Source organism: Enterobacter sp. BRE11 (genome assembly GCF_031844285.1).
Taxonomy (GTDB): domain Bacteria; phylum Pseudomonadota; class Gammaproteobacteria; order Enterobacterales; family Enterobacteriaceae; genus Pantoea.
This window is the reverse complement of sequence record NZ_JAUZUX010000007.1, coordinates 52627-75305: the sequence shown is the minus strand read 5'-3', so window position 1 is coordinate 75305 and position 22679 is coordinate 52627. Positions and strand designations below refer to the sequence as shown.

Sequence of the window (22679 nt, the reverse complement as noted above, 5' to 3'; positions counted from 1 at the left end):
AGACATGGTTAAGTTAGACAGAACCGATCACCTGATGCTGGCCCGCCAGCTCCCTACACAGACGGTTGCGCTGATCCTCGCCGGGGGAAGAGGTACGCGCCTGAAAGACCTGACCGCCAAACGCGCTAAGCCAGCGGTGCATTTCGGCGGCAAGTTTCGCATCATCGACTTTGCGCTTTCAAACTGCATTAACTCAGGTATCCGCCGCATCGGCGTGATAACGCAGTACCAGTCGCACACGCTAACGCAGCACGTTCAGCGCGGCTGGTCTATCTTCAACGAAGAGATGAACGAATTTGTGGATTTGCTGCCGGCGCAGCAGCGCACGTCCACTGAACACTGGTATCGCGGTACCGCAGACGCCGTGACCCAGAACCTTGACATTATTCGCCGTTATCAGGCGCAGTACATCGTGATTCTGGCCGGGGATCATATTTATAAAATGGACTATTCGCGCATGCTGCTCGACCACGTCGATGCTAACGCGAAGTGCACCATCGCCTGCCTGCCGGTGCCGCTGCATGAAGCGACCGCCTTTGGCGTGATGGCCGTGGATGAAAACAATAAAGTGATCGACTTTGTAGAGAAGCCGCCGCAGCCGCCCGCCATGCCCGGCGACGATACGCAGGCGCTGGCCAGTATGGGGATTTACGTCTTTAACGCCGATTATCTCTATCAGCTGCTGGAAGAAGATTTGCAGGCGCCTAATTCTAACCACGACTTCGGCAAGGATATTCTGCCGAAAGTGGTGGCGAGCGGCGAAGGGTATGCCCATTCGTTTACGCTCTCCTGCGTACAGCAGGATGAAAGTTCGACGCCCTACTGGCGTGATGTAGGGACGCTGGAAGCTTACTGGCGCGCAAACCTTGATCTCGCGTCGGTGACGCCGGAGCTGGATATGTATGACCATACCTGGCCGATCCGCACCCATATGGAGCCGCTGCCGCCCGCTAAGTTCGTGCAGGACCGTTCGGGCAGCCATGGCATGACGATGAATTCGCTGATTTCTGGCGGCACTATCATCTCCGGCTCGGTCGTGGTGAACTCGGTACTGTTTCCACGCGTGCGCGTTAACTCGTTTTGCAATATCGATTCCGCCGTACTGCTGCCGGACGTGGTGGTGGGACGATCCTGCCGCCTGCGTCGTTGTGTGATTGACCGCGCCTGCGTGCTGCCAGAAGGCATGGTGATAGGAGAGAAACCTGACGAGGACAGTCGTCGGTTTTACCGTTCAGAAGAGGGGATCGTTCTGGTCACACGCGCCATGCTTGCCAGGCTGGCCAGCGCGTAGCCGTCAACGATAAAAAGCACCATATAATCGACGCGAGGATCGCGCCCGATCACTTATTAAGAGGCCGAGGATGCAGGTTTTACATGTCTGTTCAGAACTTTTTCCGCTGCTAAAAACCGGCGGGTTGGCTGATGTTGTTGGGGCATTGCCGCAGGCGCAGATTGCGGATGGTACGGACACGCGGGTGTTGCTGCCCGCTTTTCCCGATCTGCTTAAAGGGATCCCCGAAACGGAGGTGGTGGCCGAGCTGCAGACTTTCGCCGGTCCAACGCGGTTGCTGTTTGGTCATTTCAACGGCGTCGGCATCTATCTGATCGACGTGCCGTCGCTCTACGATCGACCCGGCAGCCCGTATCACGATACGTCGCAGTTCGCCTATGTAGATAACTATCTGCGCTTCGCGCTGCTGGGCTGGATGGGGTGTGAAATCGCCAGCGGGCTGGACGCTTACTGGCGGCCCGATATCGTTCATGCGCACGACTGGCATGCGGGTCTGACCTGCGCCTATCTGGAGGCGCGCGGACGTCCGGCAAAGTCGGTGTTTACCGTCCACAACCTGGCCTATCAGGGGCTGTTCAACGCGCGCCATCTGGACGAAATCCAGCTGCCGAGAGATTTCTTCGCCATGCACGGGCTGGAGTTCTATGGGCAGATTTCCTACCTGAAAGCGGGCCTCTTTTACGCCGATCACGTCACTGCCGTCAGCCCGACCTACGCGCATGAGATTACGCGCCCGGAGTTCGGCTATGGCATGGAGTCGCTGCTGGAGCAGCGGCTGCGCGAAGGGCGTCTCAGCGGCATTCTGAACGGTGTCGATCCCGGCATCTGGGATCCGGCGCACGACCTGCTGCTCAGCGCGCGCTATAACCGCGACACGCTGGAAGCCAAGGCCGAGAACAAACGGCAGCTGCAAATCGCCATGGGGCTGAAGGTCGACGACAGCGTCCCTGTTTTCGCCGTCATCAGCCGTCTGACGCGGCAAAAAGGGCTGGACCTGGTGCTGGAGGCGCTGCCTGGCCTGCTGGCGCAGGGCGGTCAGCTGGTGCTGCTCGGACAGGGTGACGCCGAGCTGCAGCAGGGCTTTCTCGCCGCTGCGGCGGAGCATCCCGGCAGCGTCGGCGTGCAGATTGGCTATCACGAGGCCTTCTCGCACCGCATCGTCGGCGGCGCGGACGTCATTATGGTGCCGAGCCGCTTTGAGCCCTGCGGTCTGACGCAGCTCTACGGCCTGAAATATGGCACGCTGCCGCTGGTGCGCCGCACGGGCGGCCTGGCCGATACGGTTAACGACAGCTCGCTGGAGAACCTGGCCGACGGCATCGCTAGCGGATTCAGTTTTGAAGACAGCAACGCCTGGTCGCTGCTGCGGGCGATTCGGCGTGCTTTTGTCTTGTGGTCGCGGCCTTCTCTCTGGCGTTACGTTCAGCGACAGGCGATGGGAATGGATTTCAGTTGGCAAGTGGCCGCGCAGGCCTACCGCGATCTTTACCAACGTTTGCTGTAATCAGAGACTGGGATAACTGATATGAATGCTCCTTTCACCTATACGTCGCCGACACTAACGGTCGAAGCGCTGAAACACTCGATTGCCTATAAGCTGATGTTCACCATCGGCAAGGATCCCTCCGTGGCGAACCAGCATGACTGGCTCAACGCCTCGCTGCTGGCGGTGCGCGACCGCATGGTGGAGCGCTGGCTGCGCTCCAGCCGCGCGCAGCTGTCGCAGGATGTCCGTCAGGTCTACTACCTGTCGATGGAGTTTCTGCTGGGCCGGACGTTAGGCAACGCATTGATGGCGATGGGCATTTATGACGATCTCAATCAGGCGCTGGACGAGATGGGATTAAATCTGGCCGACCTGATGGAAGAAGAGAACGATCCCGGCCTTGGCAACGGCGGCCTCGGACGCCTGGCTGCCTGTTTTCTCGATTCACTCGCTACGCTGGGCCTGCCGGGACGCGGGTACGGCATCCGTTACGATTACGGCATGTTCCGTCAAAATATCATCGACGGCGAGCAGAAAGAGTCGCCCGATTACTGGCTGGAATATGGCAATCCCTGGGAGTTCCAGCGCTACAACACGCGCTACAAAGTCCGCTTTGGCGGCCGCATCCAGCATGAAGGCGCGAAGGTTAGCTGGCTGGAAACCGAAGAGATTGTCGCCATGGCGTACGATCAAATCATCCCCGGCTTCGACACCGACGCCACGAATACGCTGCGCCTGTGGGGCGCGCAGGCGAGTAACGCAATCAACCTGGGCAAATTCAACCAGGGGGACTACTTTGCCGCGGTAGAGGATAAAAACCATTCGGAAAACGTCTCGCGCGTGCTCTATCCCGACGATTCCACCTATTCGGGACGCGAGCTCCGTCTGCGTCAGGAGTACTTCCTGGTCTCCGCCACGGTGCAGGATATCCTCAACCGCCACTGGCAGATGCATAAAACCTGGTCCAATCTGGCGGACAAGATCGCTATCCACCTTAACGACACCCACCCGGTGCTGGCGATCCCGGAGCTGATGCGTGTGTTAATCGACGAGCACAAATTCACCTGGGACGATGCGTTCGAAGTGACCTGCCAGGTTTTCTCTTATACCAACCATACGCTGATGAGCGAGGCGCTGGAAACCTGGCCGGTGGAGATGATCGGCAAGATCCTGCCACGCCATCTCGGCATTATTTTCGAGATTAACGACTACTTCCTGAAGACCATTCAGGAGTACTACCCGGACGACTGGGATCTGTTGTCGCGCATCTCGATCATTGACGAGAATAACGGGCGCCGCATTCGCATGGCGTGGCTGGCGGTAGTGGTAAGCTACAAAGTCAACGGCGTCTCCGAACTCCACTCCAACCTGATGGTGCAGTCGCTGTTCGCGGATTTCGCGCGTCTGTTTCCTGGTCGGTTCTGCAACAAGACCAACGGCGTGACGCCGCGTCGCTGGCTGGCGCTGGCCAACCCGGCGCTGTCGGAGCTGCTGGACGAAGAGATTGGCCGCACCTGGCGCACCGATCTTAGTCAGCTTGCCGAGCTCAACCAGCAGATCGACTATCCGGCGTTTATCGAGAAGGTGGCTGATGCCAAGTTCGACAACAAGCGACGACTGGCGGACTGGGTGGCGAAAAACATGGATATCGTGCTGGACCCGCACGCGCTGTTCGACGTGCAGATCAAACGCATCCATGAATATAAGCGTCAGCTGCTGAATGTGCTGCATGTGATTACGCGCTATAACCGCATCAAAGCCGATCCCGGCCGCGACTGGGTGCCGCGCGTCAATATCTTCGCAGGCAAAGCGGCATCGGCCTACACCACCGCTAAGCATATTATTCACCTGATCAACGACGTAGCGAACGTGATCAACAACGATCCGCAGGTGAAGAACAAGCTGAAGGTGGTGTTTATTCCGAACTACAGCGTCAGCCTGGCGCAGATCATCATTCCGGCGGCGGATCTTTCTGAACAGATCTCCACGGCAGGCACCGAGGCATCTGGCACCAGCAATATGAAGTTCGCACTCAATGGCGCGCTGACCATCGGTACGCTGGACGGCGCAAACGTCGAGATGCTGGAGCATGTCGGCGAGGAGAATATTTTTATTTTTGGCAATACTACGCCGCAGGTAGAAGCGCTGCGCAGCGGCGGCTACAACCCGCGTAAATATTACGAAGAGGATGCTGAGCTGCATCAGGTGCTGACGCAGATCGCCTCCGGCGTTTTTAGTCCGCAGGATCCCGGCCGCTATCGCAATCTGTTCGATTCGCTGGTGAACTTTGGCGACCACTATCAGCTGCTGGCAGATTACCGCAGCTATGTGGATACCCAGGATGAGGTGGATGAGCTCTATCGCAAGCCGGAAGAGTGGCAGCGCCGCGCGGCGCTGAATATCGCCAATATGGGGTATTTCTCTTCTGACCGAACCATCCAGGAGTATGCGGATGAGATTTGGCATATTAAGCCTGTGAGGCTTTGAGCGGGCTTCCGCCCGAAGGCGGGGCTGCCTGCTGCGCAGGTTAATTCGCCTGGCGGCGGTGCGGGTTTTGTTTGCCTGGCTGCGGTGCGGGTTTTGTTTGCCTGGCTGCGGCGCGGGTTTCGTTCGCCTGACAGGCGGACAGTTTCATTTCGCCCGCAGCGGGCGACCGAGCAGGGCCGGTGGGCGCCGGCCCTGCACCCGCGCCCCGGGCCAGCTCACCCGCCCGCTGCGCGGGTCCCTTCGCTCCGGCAGGATTTCTGACGGACCGCGCAGGACAGGCCGTCCTGGCCTGGCCCGCGCTTTCGGCGACCTCCTGTCGCCTCATCCTGAAATCCTTCCTCCGCTCAGCGGCTGCGATGGCCCCCAAAACCCCTGCTGCACGTTCTGATTCTTAAAGGCGCAACTTTGTCGCTGAAAGCATGAATCATGTGCTCAGACGACGCAGTCGTTAATAAAAAAATAAGGAAACCACAGGCGGGGCAGTCAGAGGCATCCGACACGCTGAGGCGCGCACGGCGGCCAGGACGAGCCGACAGGAGGTCGGCGAGAGGGAGGGCCAGGCCAGGACGGCCTGTCCCGACGGGTCCGTGCGGCCGACGTAAGCAACGAAGGCACCGCGCGCAGCGCGGCGTGGAGGCTGCCGGAAGCGGGGATTGTTAAGGGGCTGGCGAGCCCCTTAACACGCACGCCAGCAGCGGAGCGGCTGAAACTCCCTGCAGTCTGGCGGGCGGAACCCGCTCAGAGCAAGTTCGCGCAGCGAACATGAGCCGTCTGGCGGGCGGAACCCGCTCAGCGCCCTGCCTGCGCAGCAGGCTAACCCGCCTGGCGGGCGGAACCCGCTCAGAGCAAGTTCGCGCAGCGAACCTGAGCCGCCTGGCGGGCGGACCCCGCTGAGCGCCCCGCCTGCGCAGCAGGCTAACCCGCCTGGCGGGCGGAACCCGCTCAGAGCAAGTTCGCGCAGCGAACCTGAGCCGCCTGGCGGGCGGACCCCGCTGAGCGCCCCGCCTGCGCAGCAGGCAAAAAAAAACGGGGCCGAGGCCCCGTTAAACTTATTTAGCTCGCCAGCGACAGGCTGGGCTTCTGACTGTGCGTCGCCAGCCACTCTGCTACGCGCGCCTGCTGCGCCTCGTTCAGCCACATGCCTTGCTTGGTGCGGCGCCAGATAGCGTCATCCAGCTCGCGCACCCACTCGTTCTGCACCAGATAGCGCAGCTCGGCTTCATAAAAGTCGTGGCCGAAGTTCTCACCCAGATCCTCAATGCGCGTCGCGCCGTCAAGCAGCGTCTCGGTGCTGCTGCCGTAGGTGCGGGCGAAGTGACGCGCCATGCCTTCGGTAATAAACGGATAACGACGACGCAGGCTGGCGGCGTAATCTTCACGCGTACCGGCGATATCGCCGCCCGGCAGCACGCAGTTTTTCGTCCATGCCGGACCGGCGTTGGGGAAATACTTCACCAGCTTCTCCAGCGCATGCTCTGCCAGCTTGCGGTAGGTGGTCAGCTTACCGCCAAACACCGACAGCAGCGGCGCCTGGCCGTTGTCGTCGCGCACGTCCAGCGTGTAGTCGCGGGTGATCGCCTGCGGCGAATCGGATTCGTCATCGCACAGCGGGCGCACGCCAGAATAACTCCAGACCACATCGTCACGCACCAGCTGCTTTTTAAAGTGGCTGTTGTAGATTTTGAGCAGATAGTCGATCTCGCTGTCGTCAATTTTGACGTTCTTCGGATCGCCTTTGTACTCGACGTCAGTGGTGCCGATAATCGAGAAGTCATCCATCCAGGGAATAACAAACACGATACGGTTATCTTCGTTCTGCAGGATGTATGACTGCTTCTCGTTGTGTACGCGCGGCACCACGATATGGCTGCCTTTGATCAGGCGAATGCCGTAAGGCGATTTCAGCTTCAGGCCGTCGTCAAACAGCTGTTTCACCCACGGGCCCGCCGCGTTCACCAGCGCTTTGGCGCGCCAGGTATAGGTTTTGCCGCTGTCGACATCTTCCGCTTCCACCGTCCACAGGTTGTTTTCACGCCAGGCGCGCGTTACGCGAGTGCGAGTGCGCACGTCGCCGCCGCGCTTTACCACTTCCTGCGCGTTCAATACCACCAGGCGAGCATCATCTACCCAGCAGTCAGAATATTCGAATCCGCGCGTAATCTCCGGCTTGAGGGCTGAATCCGCGCCAAAACGCAGGCTTTTGCTCCCCGGCAGGCTGGTGCGCTTGCCCAGATGGTCATATAAAAACAGGCCAGCGCGAATCATCCATGCCGGGCGCAGATGCGGGCGGTGCGGCAGACGAAAGCGCATCGGGAAAGCGATATGCGGCGCCATCTTCAGCAGCACTTCACGTTCGGCCAGCGCTTCACTGACCAGACGGAATTCATAGTGTTCGAGGTAGCGCAGGCCGCCGTGAATCAGCTTTGAACTGGCGGAAGAGGTCGCGCAAGCCAGGTCCCGCGCCTCCAGCATCAGCACTGACAGGCCGCGTCCTGCAGCGTCTGCTGCAATGCCGGCACCGTTGATGCCGCCGCCGATCACGATCAGGTCTTTGGTTTCCACGTCATCTCCTCCGATGTTCGGAATAGTTCATTAATGTTCGTTTTCGAGCATAATCATAGTCGCAAACCAACATTGATGCCAGTGTTTAACGCGCTAAAAACATTTTTGCGTGATATAGCTAACATTCCTGCTGAGAAATAAATACAAACCCGGATGCTTTGTCAGGTTATTGAGGCTGCTTATCGGGTTACACTAGGCGCTAATTGTGTCGTCCTAACGAGAGAATCATGGAAACCTTCGAATGCATTAACGTTCAGCAGGCCAGCGAGCATCTGGCGCAAGGCGCGCAGCTGGTCGATATCCGCGATCCGCAGAGCTTTGCGCTCGGCCATGCGGAAAACGCGCTGCACCTGAGCAACGGCAACCTCAACGACTTTCTGGCCAGCGCCAGCCGGGAGCTGCCGGTACTGGTGATGTGCTACCACGGCAACAGCAGCAAAGGCGCCGCACAGTATCTGCTGAGCCAGGGCTTCAGCGCCGCCTACAGCATCGACGGCGGCTTCGACGCCTGGCGCGCCGCGTTTCCGACCCAGGTTGTCGCCGGCGGCGAGTGAGCCGCGCCCGATGAACAAGGAGAGTGATTAATGGTGCGCATTACCCAGTTTACTAACCCGCGCATGGCGCAGGCGTTCGTCGACTATATGGCGACGCGCGGCGTCGCGCTGCGCATTGAGCAGGATGGTCACTACGTCATTCTGCTCGATGACGAGAGCCGACTTGAAATGGTCGAAAACGAACTTCAGCAGTTTGTGCGCCAGCCGGACCACCCTCGCTATCAGGCCGCCAGCTGGCATACCGGCGACACCAAAAGTGGCCTGCGCTACGAGCGCAGCAATCTGTGGGGCAATATTCGCGATCGCGCTGGCCCGCTTACCATGACCGTGCTTTTCGCCTGTATCGCAGTGTTTATCCTGATGCAGATCTTTGGCGATCAAAGGGTGCTGCTGTGGCTGAGCTGGCCGGATGGCCCAGGCCAGTATTTTCAGGTCTGGCGCTGGTTCAGCCATGCGCTGCTCCACTTTTCACTGCTGCATATCCTGTTTAACCTGATGTGGTGGTGGTATCTCGGCGGCGCGGTAGAGAAGCGGCTCGGCAGCGGCAAGCTGTTTGTGATTATGCTGATTTCGGCGCTGCTCAGTGGCTTCGTACAGGCGAAATTCAGCGGCATCTGGTTTGGCGGTTTGTCGGGCGTGGTGTATGCGCTGATGGGCTACTGCTGGCTGCGCGGCGAGCGTGACCCTGAGAGCGGCGTCTATCTGGAACGCGGACTGATTGGTTTTGCTATCGTGTGGCTGGTGATCGGCTGGTATGGCGCGTTCGGGCTCGCTATTGCCAATGGCGCTCACGTCGCCGGTCTGCTGGTCGGGCTGGCGATGGCGTTTGTCGATACCCGTGCAGTGCGGCGCCGTTAGCGCCGGATAAAAAAAGAAAACAGGAGAGTAATGTGAAGCAGACGCAACGTCATGACGCCATTATCGATCTGGTCCGGCGTCAGGGATATGTCAGTACCGAAGAGCTGGTAGAACATTTTGAGGTAAGCCCGCAAACCATCCGCCGCGATCTTAACGACCTCGCCGATCAGAATAAAATTCAGCGTCATCACGGCGGCGCGGCGCTGCCTTCCAGCTCTGAAAATACCGCCTGGCAGGAGCGTAAGATGATGTGGTCGGCGGAGAAAGCGCGCATCGCCGAACGCGTCGCCAGTGAAATTCCAGACGGCGCAACCTTATTTATCGATATCGGCACCACGCCAGAAGCGGTGGCCTATGCGCTGCTGAATCATAAAAACTTGCGCGTGGTGACCAACAATATCAATGTGGCGACGCTGCTGATGAGCAAGCCCGATTTTCGACTGATCATCGCCGGCGGCGAGGTGCGCACGCGCGACGGCGGCATTATGGGCGAAGCGACGCTCGACTTTATCTCTCAGTTCCGCCTCGATTACGGCATTCTCGGCATCAGCGGCATTGATATGGACGGGTCGCTGCTGGAGTTTGACTATCACGAGGTGCGCACCAAGCGCGCCATTATCGAAAATTCACGCTGCGTGATGCTGGTGGTCGACCATTCTAAGTTCGGCCGCAATGCGATGGTCAATCTCGGCAATATGGGGCTTATCGACCAGCTCTATACCGACAAGCAGCCGCCCGCCAGCATTATGAAGGTGATCGAACAGCACGAGGTTCAACTCGAACTCTGCTGAGTGAGCACCGTTAATCTTTAAGCTGTCGCGAGCGGTATCGCCTTAACTAAGGCTATAGCGCTCGCTGATTTCAAAACCCGCCTTTTTCTTTGTTTCCTGTCGATTTTTTCCCCACTGCCGTCTTTACTTAATGCTCAGTTTGCCTGTGGGCAAACCGTTATCACACCGCAACTCAACGGCTTTGCATCAAGACGCTAAGGGGAGAGCATGAAAGAGAGCGCACTGGATCGCGCGGCAGTCGCCGCCGGAATATCCCTCACCTACACCAACGCCAAAGGCGAACCGGAAGCCATCAGCGACGAAACTAAAACGGCGCTGCTGGCGGTCATGGGCGACGCCAGAAAAGAGAAGGGCGCGCCGTTGCCCCCGGTGCAGGTCTTTAGCGGCGGCACAACGCGCCAGCTTAACCCGGAAGGACGCGGCCGCTATCAGTGGCGCCTGCGCAGCGAAAAGGGCCGCGAGTTTAGCGGCGAACTGGAGGCAGGCGAGCCTTTTATGCTGCCGTCGCCGCTCGGGCACGGCTATCACCAGCTGACGCTGAGCAAAGGCAAAAAAGAGTGGCAGACACGCATCATTCTGACGCCGCGCCGCTGCTGGCTACCTGTGCCGCTGCGCAACGGTGAGAAGCGCTGGGGAGCGCTGGTGCAGCTCTATACCGTGCGATCCGCCGATAACTGGGGCATCGGCGATTTTGGCGATCTGCAGCAGCTTCTGGAGCAGGTGGCGCAGCAGGGCGGTGACTTTGTCGGGCTCAATCCGCTGCACGCGCTCTATCCCGCGACGCCCGATTTCGCCAGTCCTTACAGTCCCTCGTCTCGCCGCTGGCTGAACATTATCTATATCAGCGTGGCGCAGCTGGAGGATTTCCAGCAGAGCGCGGCGGCGCAAAAGTGGTGGAAAGCGGCGAAAACGCAGCGCGCGCTGGCAAAAGCGCGCGAGAGCGAGTTTGTCGATTACGCGACGGTGATGGCGCTAAAGCTCGCCGCATTGCGTCACGCCTGGGCGCAGTTCAGCCTGCGCGCAGAAGATGAGGCGCCGCGGCAGGCGTTCGCCACGTTTGTGCGCGACGGCGGCGACAGCCTGCGCTATCAGGCGGCGTACGACGGCCTGCAGGCGGAGCGGAGCGCCGAAGATGCAGACGCCTGGGGCTGGCCCGCCTGGCCGGAAAGCTGGCGCAACAGCCAGACGCCTGACGTGCAGCGCTGGTGCGAAACGCATGAAGAAGAGATCGCCTTCTGGCAGTGGCTGCAGTGGCTGGCGCAAACCCAGTTTGCGCAGTGCTGGGCGCGCAGCCAGGCGCTGAAGATGACGGTGGGGCTCTATCGCGATCTGGCGGTGGGCGTGGCGGAAGGTAGCGCGGAGACCTGGCACGATCCTGAGCTCTACCGGCTGGAGGCGTCGGTTGGCGCGCCGCCGGATCGCCTCGGACCGCTGGGACAGAACTGGGGCCTGCCGCCCATGGATCCGCACGTGATGCGCGCGCGCGGCTATCAGCCTTTTATCGACATGCTGCGCGCCAATATGCGCGACTGCGGCGCGCTGCGCATTGACCACGTGATGGCGCTGCTGCGGCTATGGTGGGTGCCAAAAGGGGAGACGGCCGATAAAGGCGCCTATGTCAGCTACCCGGTGCATGACCTGCTGGGCATTCTGGCGCTGGAGAGCCAGCGGCATCGCTGCATGGTTATCGGCGAAGATCTCGGCACGGTGCCGCCGGAAATCGTCGGCCTGCTGCGCGCCAGCGGCGTTTTCTCATGGAAGGTGATGTGGTTCGAGCAGCAGCGCGACGGCAGTTATCGCCTGCCCGGCGACTATCCGCGTCAGTCAATCGCCAGCGCCAGCACGCACGATCTGCCGACGCTGGCCGGCTTCTGGGACGCAGGCGACTTCGCGTTAGGCGAAAAGCTCAAGCTCTATCCCAGCAAAGCGGTGCTGAAATCGCTGCATGAGCAGCGCGCGAAACAGAAACAGGCGCTACTGGATGCGCTGCATCAGGCGGGCGCAATGCCGGCGCGCAGCGCACGTCAGGCGGACAAGCTGGCGATGACGCCCGCGCTTAATCTGGCGATGCATAAATTTCTCGCGGCAACCGGCAGCGCACTACTGGGGCTGCAGCCCGAAGACTGGACAGGCATGACCACACCGGTAAACGTGCCGGGCACCGTTGATCAATATCCTAACTGGCGACGCAAGCTGGCGCAGCCGCTGGAGGCGATCTTTACGGATAAAGCGGTGATAAAGCTATTGAAGGCGGTGAGTCAGACGCGTAAAGGGGAGTAGCGAACGGCGCGCGACAGTCGCTCACTGTCGCGCGCCGGGCGATTAATAGTAGGAGTGCTCGCCGCGCTGGTGCTCGGTGATATCGCGCACGCCTTTCAGCTCCGGGAAAGCGGCCAGCAGCTCTTTCTCGATGCCGTCCTTCAGGGTGACGTCGATCATGGAGCAGCCGTTACAGCCGCCGCCGAACTGCAGGATGGCGAAACCGTCGTCGGTAATCTCCATCAGCGACACGCGACCGCCGTGACCGGCCAGCTGCGGGTTGATCTGCGCCTGAAGCAGATACTCAACGCGCTCCGCCAGTGGCGCATCATCGGAGACTTTGCGCATTTTGGCGTTCGGCGCTTTTAGCGTCAGCTGCGAACCGAGATTGTCGGTAACGAAGTCGATTTCGGCGTCTTCGAGGTAAGGGGCGCTCAGTTCGTCAACGTAGGCTGAAAGCTTCTCGAACTTCAGCTCCGTGTCGGTCGCTTCTACCGCATCCGGCGGGCAGTAAGAGACGCCGCACTCGGCGGTTGGCGTACCCGGGTTAATGACGAATACGCGAATCTGGGTGCCATCTTCCTGTTTTGACAGCAGTTTAGCGAAGTGCTCCTGGGCAGAGTCTGTAATTCGGATCATGGCAATTGCTCAATAGTTGACTAATTTAGTTGGTTATAATACGCCCATCACCGACGCTCTACAAGGTACGGCACAGGCACCAGATTTGTACGCTGGCCGCGCCGTGCGCCAGCAAAATGCGGCCGATCTCTCCCACGGTATGGCCCGTTGTCACCACATCGTCTATGAGTGCGATATGGCGCCCGCGCACGGCCATTTCAAGGCGGAAGGCGCCACGCACGTTGCTGCGACGCTGCGAGGCGCGCAGCCGGTGCTGCAGCGCGCCGCGTCGCCTGCGGCGGATGCCGTCGCGGAATTCGCAGCCCAGCCAGTGCGCCAGCGGCTGCGCCAGCAGCGCCGCCTGGTTGTAGCCGCGTCGGCAGGCACGACTTTTATGCAGCGGCACGCAGAGCAGCAAATCGGGGCGTACCAGCCCGCGCGTGCGGCGAGCGTTCAGCCAGCTTAGCAAAAGCAGACGCGCCAGCATCACCCTGAGTGCGGTTATGCGGGAAAACTTCAGCTGATGCACCCAGCGGCGCAGCGGCGGCTGGTAGCCGCTGACGCAGACCAGCGCCTGCCAGGCGGGCGGCGAGCGCTGACAGCGGCCGCAGGCAACGCGGGGCGATCCGGCCGGGAGGCCGCAGCGCGGACAGAGCACTGGCAGCGGCGGCAGCGCGCGCAGGCAGACGCTGCATAATCCATGCACCGCGATGTGCAGCGGCAGATGGCATAGCCAACAGAGGGCGGGCATTGGTAGCATAGCCACCTCCTTAATTTTTTACGGGATAGTAACTGATGACCTCGCTCTACTGGCACACCTGCGGAGAAGGGAATGTCGAGCTTGTGCTGCTGCACGGATGGGGCCTGAACGCCGAAGTGTGGCAAAGCATCGTGCCGCGACTCAGCCCTCATTTTCGCCTGCACCTGGTCGATCTGCCGGGCTATGGACGCAGTCAGGGGTTTGGCGCGCTTTCGCTGGCGGAGATGGCGCAGCGGCTGCTGCCGCATTTGCCGCCGCGCGCGCTGCTGCTGGGCTGGTCGCTGGGCGGGCTGGTGGCGACCGAGCTGGCGCTGCTGGCGCCGCAGAGGATAGCAGGCGTGATAAGCGTCGCCTCTTCGCCCTGTTTTACCGCTGGCGAGGCGTGGCCAGGCATCAAGCCAGAGACCCTGGCAACCTTTCGCGCGCAGCTTAACAGCGATTTCCAGCGCACCGTCGAGCGCTTCCTGGCGCTGCAGACGCTGGGCACCGACAGCGCGCGGCAGGACGCGCGCCGCTTGAAAGAGGTGGTGCTGGCGCAGCCGATGCCGCCCGTGGCGGTGCTGGACGGCGGGCTGGCGATCCTGCGCGAGGTCGACCTGCGCGATCGACTGCCGCAGCTTGCGGTACCCTTTCTTCGTCTCTATGGCGCGCTGGACGGTCTGGTACCGCGTCGTGTCGCCTCGTTGCTCGACGCCGCGCTGCCCGCTTCGCCTTCCATAGTGATGGAAAAAGCCGCGCACGCGCCCTTTATTTCGCATCCGGACGCCTTCTGCCAGCATATTCTTGATTTCAGACAGAAGTTTTGCCGCTAAACCGGGCACAAGGCTGGCAATTTTTTTATCAGCGACAATACTTTTCGGGTAGGCATGGCCGCTTAATGATGTGAATTGTCCAGGGAGAGGATGATGCCGTTCCATCTCGCCTGACGCATCCAGCGTCTGCTTACATCTCACATAACGGAAATAAATGAGGGGTACTGTAATGAAGGTGATGAAATGGGTTGTCGCTTCAATGGTAATGGGCCCAGTGTCGTTTTCGGCGGTTGCGGCCAAGGAAGTGACCAAAGAAGAAGTGAAAAAAATGAATCTCCAGAAGATCGGTACGGTGAATACCACGGCGGAAACCACCTCGCCGATGGACGCCAAACGCGAGCTTTCTAAGCAGGCTGATGAAAAAGGAGGCAAATACTTCCTGGTGATCGCGGGCCGTGAACACGGCAAATTCAGCGCCACCGCGGAAGTTTATAAGTAATCAGCTACGCAGCCAGACAAACTGCCAGGCATCCAGCGTAAGTGGCTGGGTGCCATCAATTTTCTTATCCGTAATCACATCCTGAAAAAGGCGCGCTTCCGGCAGCGTCATCTCCACCGTTTTTGCGCTCAGATTAAACACGCACAGCAGGCCGCCATCCTCCTGCTGCGCATCGTGACGCCTCATCACCAGTAGCGCGTTGTCGCTGTCGTAGAGCCTCATCGGGTTATCGGGATGAAAAGCGGGCTGGCGCGTGCGCAGCTGGATGAGCCTGCTGAGGTGGGTATAGATGGCATGGCGCAGGCTGTCGCCGTCTGCCAGCGCCGCCTCAATCATCTTCAGGTCGAATTTCTGGCGGTTGATGGCGCGGTTGTGGCCCGCGGCTTTTACCCCTTCGTAGTCGTTGCGCGAGCCGAGGATGCTCTGAATATAGATAGCGGGCACGCCGGGGAAGGCGAGCAGGATTGCGTGCGCCAGCAGAAAGCGGCGCAGGCGCGTGTCGTCATCGTCGTTCTGATGATTGAGGGCGTCGAGATAGGTAACGTTGATCTCATAGGGGCTGGTGGTGCCGTCGGGATTGTTTTTATAGGAGACCAGCGCGCCTTCCAGCGCCAGATCGCGCACCAGCGCCATAATCTCCACCTCGGAGAGAATGCCGCGCGCCGGATTGAGCCCGATGCCGTCGTGCGACGCGAGAAAGTTAAAGAAGGTGGTGGTGCCGTTGCCGTGCTCCAGCGCGCCCGCCCACTGGCGCAGCGCGCGTCCGGAACCGGAATGGATAGCGTGCAGCACCAGTGGCGGCAGGGAAAACTGATAGACCATCTGCGCTTCGTCATGCCCGTCGCCGAAATAACTGACGTTGTCTTTATGCGGCACGTTGGTTTCCGTGATGATCACCGTGCCGGGCGCGACCAGGTCGGCAATGGCGCGGAACAGCTTCACCAGCAAATGGGTTTTTTCCAGATGGATGCAGCGCGTGCCGGGCGTTTTCCACATATAGCCGACGGCGTCGAGGCGCACATAGTCCGCCCCTTTTTGCAGGTAGTCGAGCAGCACCTCTACCATGCGGATCAGCACCTCGGGGTTGCCGAAGTTAAGATCGATCTGATCGGCGCTGAAGGTGGTCCAGATAAAGCGCATTTCGCCGTTCGCCATCTCGAACGGCGTCAGCAGCGGCGAGGTGCGCGGCCGCGTCACGCCGCTGAGATCGGTGGCGGGGGGCATGCTGATAAAGAAGTCGTCCCAGCCGGGATCGCATGCCAGATAGTGCTTGAACCAGGCGCTGTGCGCCGACATATGGTTGCAGACGAAGTCGAACATCAGGCGCGTTTCCTGATGCAGCCTGGCGACATCCGGCCAGTCGCCGCACAGCGGGTTGACCTGATGGTAATCGATGACGGAAAAGCCGTCGTCGGATGAGTAGGGGAAAAAGGGCAGCAGATGCACCAGCGGAAAGGTGGACTGCAGATGCTGCTGGTAAAAGCGGGAGAAGCTTTGCAGCGTCGGCACCTCCGCTTCGCGAAACTGATCGGCATAAGTGATCAGCACCACGTCCTGTTCATCCCAGTGCGCCTTGCGCGGCAGCTTAATCGCGTCGCGCGCGGCGGCGATATGGCTCAGCAGACGCGCACGCGCCGCCTGAGGAAAGGTATCGGCATAGATTTTATCGAGCAGCGCTGTGATCGTTTCCATCGCGAATTGGGTGCCACGTCCCGGGTTGTTTTTTATGCAGGCGTGTTTTCAGCGTAGCGTTAAGAGAGGGATTTTCAACTTTACAGAGCAGGCTACGCGCGCCCGACCCGGAATCGGTCGGGCGCGCGCAGGGTTTAGCGTTTTTTACCGAACGCCGCCGCCAGCGCATCGCCCATCGCGCTGTTGCCTGCGGGCTGGCTGTTCTGACGCGCGCGCGGCTTCGCGCCGCTGGCCGGACGTGCACCGTCGCGCGGCGCGCTGCGGGCGCTGCGGGCGCTGCTGCGCGCGTTGCCCTCGCCCGGCTGCTCATCCAGACGCATGGTGAGCGCGATACGTTTGCGCGGCAGGTCGACCTCCAGCACTTTCACCTTCACGATATCGCCCGCCTTCACCACCTGATGCGGATCCTCGACAAACTTGTCCGACAGCGAGGAGATATGCACCAGACCATCCTGATGCACGCCGATATCGACAAAGGCGCCGAAGTTGGTGACGTTGGTCACCGCGCCCTCCAGCACCATGCCCGGCAGCAGATCGTTAAGGGTTTCAACCCCTTCGGCGAACTGCGCGGTTTTAAACTCAGGACGCGGGTCGCGGCCCGGTTTTTCCAGCTCTTTGATAATGTCGGTGACGGTCGGCAGGCCGAAGCGGTCATCGGTAAAGTCGACCGCCTTAACGTTGCGCAGGCTGGCAGGGTTGCCCATGAGCTCCTGTAACGCCTGCTCGGTCGCCGCCAGGATGCGCTCCACCACCGGGTAGGCCTCCGGGTGTACCGTCGAGGCGTCGAGCGGATTGTCGCCGTGGTTAATGCGCAGGAAGCCCGCGCACTGTTCAAAGGCTTTGGGGCCGAGACGGCTCACCTTGAGCAGCTGCTGGCGATTCTGGAAGCGGCCGTTTTCGTCGCGCCAGCTCACAATATTCTGCGCCATCATGCGCGTCAGACCGGCGACGCGCGTCAGCAGCGGCACCGAGGCGGTATTGAGATCGACGCCGACGGCGTTTACGCAGTCTTCCACCACCGCGTCCAGCTTCTTCGCCAGCTGGCTCTGACTGACGTCGTGCTGATACTGGCCGACGCCGATCGATTTCGGATCGATTTTCACCAGCTCCGCCAGCGGATCCTGCAGGCGTCGTGCGATAGAGACCGCGCCGCGCAGCGAGACGTCGAGGTTCGGAAACTCCAGCGCCGCCAGCTCCGAGGCGGAATAGACCGACGCGCCCGCTTCGCTGACGATCACTTTCTGTGCTGTCACGTGCGGATACTGTTTCTGCACGTCGAGGAAAAAGCGTTCGGTCTCGCGCGAGGCGGTGCCGTTGCCGATCGCCACCAGTTCGACCTGGTGTTTTGCGCAGAGCGCGGCGACCACGGTAGCGGCTTTCGCCGCCTGGCCGGTATGTGGATAGATGGTATCGGTCGCGACCAGCTTGCCGGTGGCGTCCACCACCGCAACCTTCACGCCGGTGCGCAGGCCGGGATCGAGGCCCATGGTGGCGCGCATGCCCGCCGGCGCCGCCATCAGCAGATCGTGCAGGTTGCGGGCGAATACGTTGATCGCTTCGTCTTCGGCGCGCTCGCGCACCGTGCCCATCAGCTCCGTCTCCAGGTGCACCATCACCTTGATGCGCCAGGTCCAGCTCACCACCGCCTTGCGCCAGGCGTCGGCCGGTGCGCCGTTGAGGCGCAGGTTGAGATGCTCGGCGATCAGCGTTTCGCCGTAGCTTTCGCGCGGCGGCTCGTCGAACTGCGGATCGGCATTCAGGGAGAGCTGCAGCACGCCCTCGTTACGGCCGCGCAGCATCGCCAGCGCACGGTGCGACGGCACGCTGTGCAGCGCCTCGTGGTGATCGAAGTAGTCGCGGAATTTCGCCCCTTCCTGCTCTTTGCCTTCCACCACGCGCGACACCAGATGCGCGTTTTTCCACAGGTAGTCGCGCACCTTCGCCAGCAGCGCGGCGTCTTCGGCGAAGCGCTCCATCAGGATATAGCGCGCGCCGTCCAGCGCGGCGCGCACGTCGGCGACGCCTTTATCGGCATCGACATACTGCGCAGCCAGCTGTTCGGGATCCTGCGACGCATCCTGCCACAGGCTATCGGCCAGCGGCTCCAGACCGGCTTCAATGGCGATCTGGCCGCGGGTGCGGCGCTTGACTTTATAGGGCAGGTAGAGGTCTTCGAGTTCGGTTTTGCTCAGCGTGGCATTAATGGCGCTGGCGAGTTCGTCGGTGAGTTTGCCTTGATCGTTAATGGATTTCAGAATCGACTGGCGGCGATCTTCCAGTTCGCGCAGGTAGCCGAGACGCGTCTCCAGCTGGCGCAGTTGGGTGTCGTCCAGACCGCCGGTCACCTCTTTACGATAGCGTGCGATAAACGGCACGGTGTTCCCTTCGTCCAGCAGACGCACGGCGGCTTCAACTTGCTCCGCACGCGCCTGCAGCTCACTGGCAATAATGTGGCTGAGATCTTTCATCATCGATTCTGTCTTGCTTACAGGGTTAAAAATCACGGGACAGTTATACGGACTGGAAAGTGAAATTGCCAGCGATGGAGCCGGCTTTCAGCGATATTCTGAATCAGGCGTCAGGATAGGAAATTTCATTGACGTACCAGAGCGCGGGACCCAGCGGCGTCTCTACCGTCACGGCGTCGCCCGGCTCTTTTTTCAGCAGGGCGCGCGCCATCGGCGAGTCGATGGAGATGTAGTCTTTGCGGCCGAAAATCTCGTCGTAGCCGACTATGCGAAAGCGTTTGACCTCGCCCTCGTCATTCTCTACCTCTACCCAGGCGCCGAAGAAGACCTTGCCGTCCTGCTGCGGCGAATAGTCGACGATGCGCAGCGACTCGAGGCTTTTTGTCAGATAACGTACGCGGCGATCGATTTCGCGCAGGCGTTTTTTGTTGTACTGGTAGTCGGCGTTTTCGCTGCGATCGCCGAGGCTGGCGGCCCAGGTTACTTTCTTCGTCACTTCAGGACGCTCTTCGCGCCAGAGATAGTCGAGCTCGGCCTTCAGCTTGTCAAAGCCTTCACGGGTGATCAGTCGGGTTTTCATGCGTAGCGACTCAGAAGCGGAAAAGCAGGCAGTGTAAAGCAAAGCAGGCGCGGCAAAAAAGAGTCGGGGAACAGGTTTTCAACGGTGAAAACCCTTTGTGTCGTTCCCCGGTGGCGAAAGGGGCAGGTACAGAAAGAGAAAATGGCCTAAATCGTTATTTTCCCGCCACGGTTGAGGTGGTGGTGGAAGAGGAGGTGCCTTTGTCGCCGCCGCCAGCGGTCGCCAGCGCTACGCCCAGCAGCGCAGCCACGGCGCCGACGCCGATAGCGTTAGAGTTGCCCTGCGCGGTGGTCGACGCCTGCGCGCCAGCAGCTTCGCCAGTTGCGGTCGCCGCAAACGCCGGATTCAGAACGAGGGTGGCCAGCGCACCCAGCACTAACAACGTTTTTTTCATTATTGCTTTCCCTGTAGTGAAGCGAGTGAAAGCAGTGTGGTGCAATTCACATAAAGCGGAAAGGTAGCTTTACTGATTGATTTATGAGGCTTTATTTTTAAATGGCCTGAATGAAGAAAAAAATAGCGCAAATCCGAGAGAAGCCTGCGGCGCGGCGCGCAAAAGAGGATATTTTATGCTGTCGCTCAGCTGGGCTGGCTGCAATTGTGGCCGCTATGTCAGGCGGCGAATGGCGCTAAAGTCAAATTGTGCGTTAACTGGTTGATCTGCAAGTTTGATTCATCCTGGCCGTCATTTTGCGGCCGCCAGTGACAAGAAAAAACGTCTGACTTTCAGATTTGCCGTAACGGTATCAAACACCGCTTAAGAATGTGCTTTTGCCCAGAAGAGAGCGATAAAATTAAAGATAAGCTCCTGTTTAATATGCTTTGTAACAATTTCGGCTAGAATATAAACCATTAATGACTGTCACAGACAGACAACTTTTTTTAACAATATCGGCTCAGGCAATGGCGCCTTTGGGAGTAGAAAATGCAAGAGAACTACAAAATTCTGGTCGTTGATGACGATATGCGTTTGCGTGCGCTGCTGGAACGCTATCTCACCGAGCAGGGCTTTCAGGTGCGCAGCGTCGCCAACGCCGAGCAGATGGATCGTCTGCTGACCCGTGAATCCTTTCACCTGATGGTGCTGGATCTGATGCTTCCGGGCGAAGACGGCCTGTCGATTTGCCGTCGTCTGCGCAGCCAGAGCAATCCGATGCCGATCATTATGGTGACGGCGAAGGGCGAAGAGGTCGATCGTATCGTTGGGCTGGAGATCGGCGCCGACGACTATATTCCTAAGCCGTTCAACCCACGCGAGCTTTTGGCGCGCATTCGCGCCGTGCTGCGTCGTCAGGCCAACGAGCTGCCGGGCGCCCCTTCGCAGGAAGAGGCGGTGATCGCCTTCGGCAAGTTCAAGCTGAACCTCGGCACGCGCGAGATGTTCCGCGAAGATGAGCCGATGCCGCTCACCAGCGGCGAGTTCGCCGTGCTGAAGGCGCTGGTCAGCCACCCGCGCGAACCGCTGTCGCGCGACAAGCTGATGAACCTGGCGCGCGGACGCGAATACAGCGCAATGGAGCGCTCCATCGACGTGCAGATCTCGCGCCTGCGCCGCATGGTGGAAGAGGACCCGGCGCATCCACGCTATATCCAGACGGTCTGGGGCCTGGGCTACGTATTCGTGCCGGACGGTTCTAAAGCATGAGGCGACTGCGCTTCTCGCCTCGCAGCTCGTTTGCCCGCACCCTGCTGTTGATCGTGACCCTGCTGTTCGTCAGTCTGGTAACGACCTATCTGGTGGTGCTCAACTTCGCCATTCTTCCCAGCCTGCAGCAGTTCAACAAGGTGCTGGCGTATGAAGTGCGCATGTTGATGACCGACCGGCTGCAGCTGGAAGATGGCACGCAGCTGGAAGTGCCGCCCGCGTTTCGCCGTGAGATCTACCGCGAGCTGGGGATTTCGCTTTATACCAACGCGGCAGCCGAAGAGAGCGGGTTGCGCTGGGCGCAGCACTATGAGTTCCTGAGCGAGCAGATGGGCCAGCAGCTTGGCGGGCCGACCGACGTGCGCGTCGAGGTGAATAAAAACTCGCCGGTGGTCTGGCTGAAAACCTGGCTGTCGCCTGATATCTGGGTGCGCGTGCCGCTGACGGAAATTCATCAGGGCGACTTCTCGCCGCTGTTCCGCTACACGCTGGCGATTATGCTGCTGGCGATTGGCGGCGCCTGGCTGTTTATCCGCATTCAGAACCGGCCGCTGGTGGATCTGGAGCACGCGGCGCTGCAGGTCGGCAAGGGCATCATTCCACCGCCGCTGCGCGAGTATGGCGCCTCGGAGGTGCGTTCGGTGACGCGCGCCTTTAACCAGATGGCCGCTGGGGTGAAGCAGCTGGCGGACGACCGCACGCTGCTGATGGCGGGCGTTAGCCACGATCTGCGCACGCCGCTGACGCGCATTCGTCTGGCCACCGAGATGATGGGCGAAGAGGATGGCTACCTTGCCGAGTCGATCAATAAAGATATCGAAGAGTGCAACGCCATCATTGAGCAGTTTATCGACTATCTGCGCACCGGCCAGGAGATGCAGACCGAGCGCGCCGATCTCAATAGCGTGCTGGGCGAAGTGGTGGCGGCCGAAAGCGGCTACGAGCGCGAGATTGAGAACGCCGTCATGCCGGAAGAGCTGATGCTGGATATCAATCCGCTGTCGATCAAGCGTGCGGTGGCGAACCTGGTGGTGAACGCGGCGCGCTACGGCAACGGCTGGATCAAAGTGAGCAGCGGGCGCGAACTGCATCGCGCGTGGTTTCAGGTCGAGGATGACGGTCCGGGCATCAAGCCAGAACAGCTGACGCATCTGCTACAGCCCTTTGTACGCGGCGACAGCGCGCGCAGCACCAGCGGCACCGGCCTTGGGCTGGCGATTGTGCAGCGCATTATCGATGCGCATCAGGGCTCGCTGGAGATTGGCGAGAGCGAGCGCGGTGGACTGCGCATTCGCGCCTGGCTGCCGCTTATAGAGCAGAGTGCGCCGAGCAGTAACGGCGCGGCGCAGAGCTGAACAGCAAGCGGGCGCGGCGATC

General features: G+C 60.2%; 18 protein-coding genes. 11 read left to right on the top strand and 7 right to left on the bottom strand.

Annotated elements, in window-relative coordinates:
- Positions 1-4: 4 nt before the first annotated feature.
- The 3 genes from glgC (at position 5) to glgP (ending at position 5264) form a co-directional block, all read left to right on the top strand.
- Complete coding sequence (gene glgC / locus Q9R34_RS09025) at positions 5-1291, top strand: glucose-1-phosphate adenylyltransferase (RefSeq protein WP_485893167.1); 1287 nt, start codon at positions 5-7, stop codon at positions 1289-1291.
- 70 nt (positions 1292-1361) lie between these two features.
- On the top strand, positions 1362-2795 hold the full coding sequence (glgA, locus tag Q9R34_RS09020) for a glycogen synthase GlgA (RefSeq protein ID WP_434124821.1): 1434 nt from the start codon (positions 1362-1364) through the stop codon (positions 2793-2795).
- Between the two features lie 21 nt (positions 2796-2816).
- Entirely contained in the window at positions 2817-5264 is a 2448-nt protein-coding gene (gene glgP / locus Q9R34_RS09015) for a glycogen phosphorylase (protein ID WP_485893166.1), read from the top strand.
- A gap of 1053 nt (positions 5265-6317) precedes the next feature.
- Here the strand turns inward: glgP and glpD are convergent.
- The gene (gene glpD / locus Q9R34_RS09010; protein ID WP_434124823.1) at positions 6318-7826 is read right to left on the bottom strand and encodes a glycerol-3-phosphate dehydrogenase; all 1509 of its coding nucleotides are present in this window, start codon (positions 7824-7826) and stop codon (positions 6318-6320) included.
- A gap of 227 nt (positions 7827-8053) precedes the next feature.
- On the opposite strand from glpD, the gene glpE reads away from it, so the two are divergent.
- The 4 genes from glpE (at position 8054) to malQ (ending at position 12309) form a co-directional block, all read left to right on the top strand.
- Positions 8054-8380 carry a thiosulfate sulfurtransferase GlpE gene (gene glpE / locus Q9R34_RS09005; protein WP_216492936.1) on the top strand — a complete coding sequence of 109 codons (327 nt, stop codon included), beginning with the start codon at positions 8054-8056 and terminating at the stop codon, positions 8378-8380.
- A gap of 33 nt (positions 8381-8413) precedes the next feature.
- Positions 8414-9238: a rhomboid family intramembrane serine protease GlpG gene (gene glpG / locus Q9R34_RS09000; protein WP_485893315.1), complete on the top strand. Its 825-nt coding sequence runs from the start codon at positions 8414-8416 to the stop codon at positions 9236-9238.
- Positions 9239-9270: 32 nt separating this feature from the next.
- A complete protein-coding gene (locus Q9R34_RS08995; protein WP_434124824.1) occupies positions 9271-10029 on the top strand; it encodes a DeoR/GlpR family transcriptional regulator in 759 nt (252 codons plus the stop codon).
- A gap of 207 nt (positions 10030-10236) precedes the next feature.
- Positions 10237-12309, top strand: coding sequence for a 4-alpha-glucanotransferase (gene malQ / locus Q9R34_RS08990; RefSeq protein ID WP_485893165.1), 2073 nt, complete (start codon positions 10237-10239; stop codon positions 12307-12309).
- Between the two features lie 42 nt (positions 12310-12351).
- On the opposite strand, the gene nfuA is transcribed toward malQ, so the two are convergent.
- On the bottom strand, positions 12352-12927 hold the full coding sequence (gene nfuA, locus Q9R34_RS08985; RefSeq protein WP_485893164.1) for a Fe-S biogenesis protein NfuA: 576 nt from the start codon (positions 12925-12927) through the stop codon (positions 12352-12354).
- 58 nt (positions 12928-12985) lie between these two features.
- Positions 12986-13666, bottom strand: a complete 681-nt coding sequence (gntX, locus tag Q9R34_RS08980) for a DNA utilization protein GntX (protein ID WP_434124827.1) — start codon at positions 13664-13666, stop codon at positions 12986-12988.
- Between the two features lie 35 nt (positions 13667-13701).
- Between gntX and bioH the strand changes: the two genes are divergently transcribed.
- A complete protein-coding gene (bioH, locus tag Q9R34_RS08975; RefSeq protein ID WP_485893163.1) occupies positions 13702-14478 on the top strand; it encodes a pimeloyl-ACP methyl ester esterase BioH in 777 nt (258 codons plus the stop codon).
- A gap of 169 nt (positions 14479-14647) precedes the next feature.
- A complete protein-coding gene (locus Q9R34_RS08970) occupies positions 14648-14917 on the top strand; it encodes a YdgH/BhsA/McbA-like domain containing protein (protein WP_485893162.1) in 270 nt (89 codons plus the stop codon).
- Here the strand turns inward: Q9R34_RS08970 and Q9R34_RS08965 are convergent, their stop codons facing one another.
- From Q9R34_RS08965 to yjbE, 4 genes are all read right to left on the bottom strand, one after another.
- Positions 14918-16609, bottom strand: a complete 1692-nt coding sequence (locus tag Q9R34_RS08965) for an alpha-amylase family glycosyl hydrolase (protein WP_485893161.1) — start codon at positions 16607-16609, stop codon at positions 14918-14920. It lies immediately after the preceding gene.
- Positions 16610-16743: 134 nt separating this feature from the next.
- Entirely contained in the window at positions 16744-19080 is a 2337-nt protein-coding gene (locus Q9R34_RS08960) for a Tex family protein (protein ID WP_485893160.1), read from the bottom strand.
- 100 nt (positions 19081-19180) lie between these two features.
- On the bottom strand, positions 19181-19657 hold the full coding sequence (gene greB / locus Q9R34_RS08955; protein WP_048781651.1) for a transcription elongation factor GreB: 477 nt from the start codon (positions 19655-19657) through the stop codon (positions 19181-19183).
- 154 nt (positions 19658-19811) lie between these two features.
- Complete coding sequence (yjbE, locus tag Q9R34_RS08950; protein WP_434124831.1) at positions 19812-20051, bottom strand: exopolysaccharide production protein YjbE; 240 nt, start codon at positions 20049-20051, stop codon at positions 19812-19814.
- A gap of 531 nt (positions 20052-20582) precedes the next feature.
- Here yjbE and ompR point away from each other — a divergent pair.
- Entirely contained in the window at positions 20583-21302 is a 720-nt protein-coding gene (gene ompR, locus Q9R34_RS08945; protein ID WP_001157751.1) for an osmolarity response regulator transcription factor OmpR, read from the top strand.
- A complete protein-coding gene (gene envZ / locus Q9R34_RS08940) occupies positions 21299-22657 on the top strand; it encodes a two-component system sensor histidine kinase EnvZ (RefSeq protein ID WP_434124832.1) in 1359 nt (452 codons plus the stop codon). Before ompR ends, envZ begins: the two co-directional genes overlap by 4 nt.
- Positions 22658-22679: the final 22 nt, after the last annotated feature.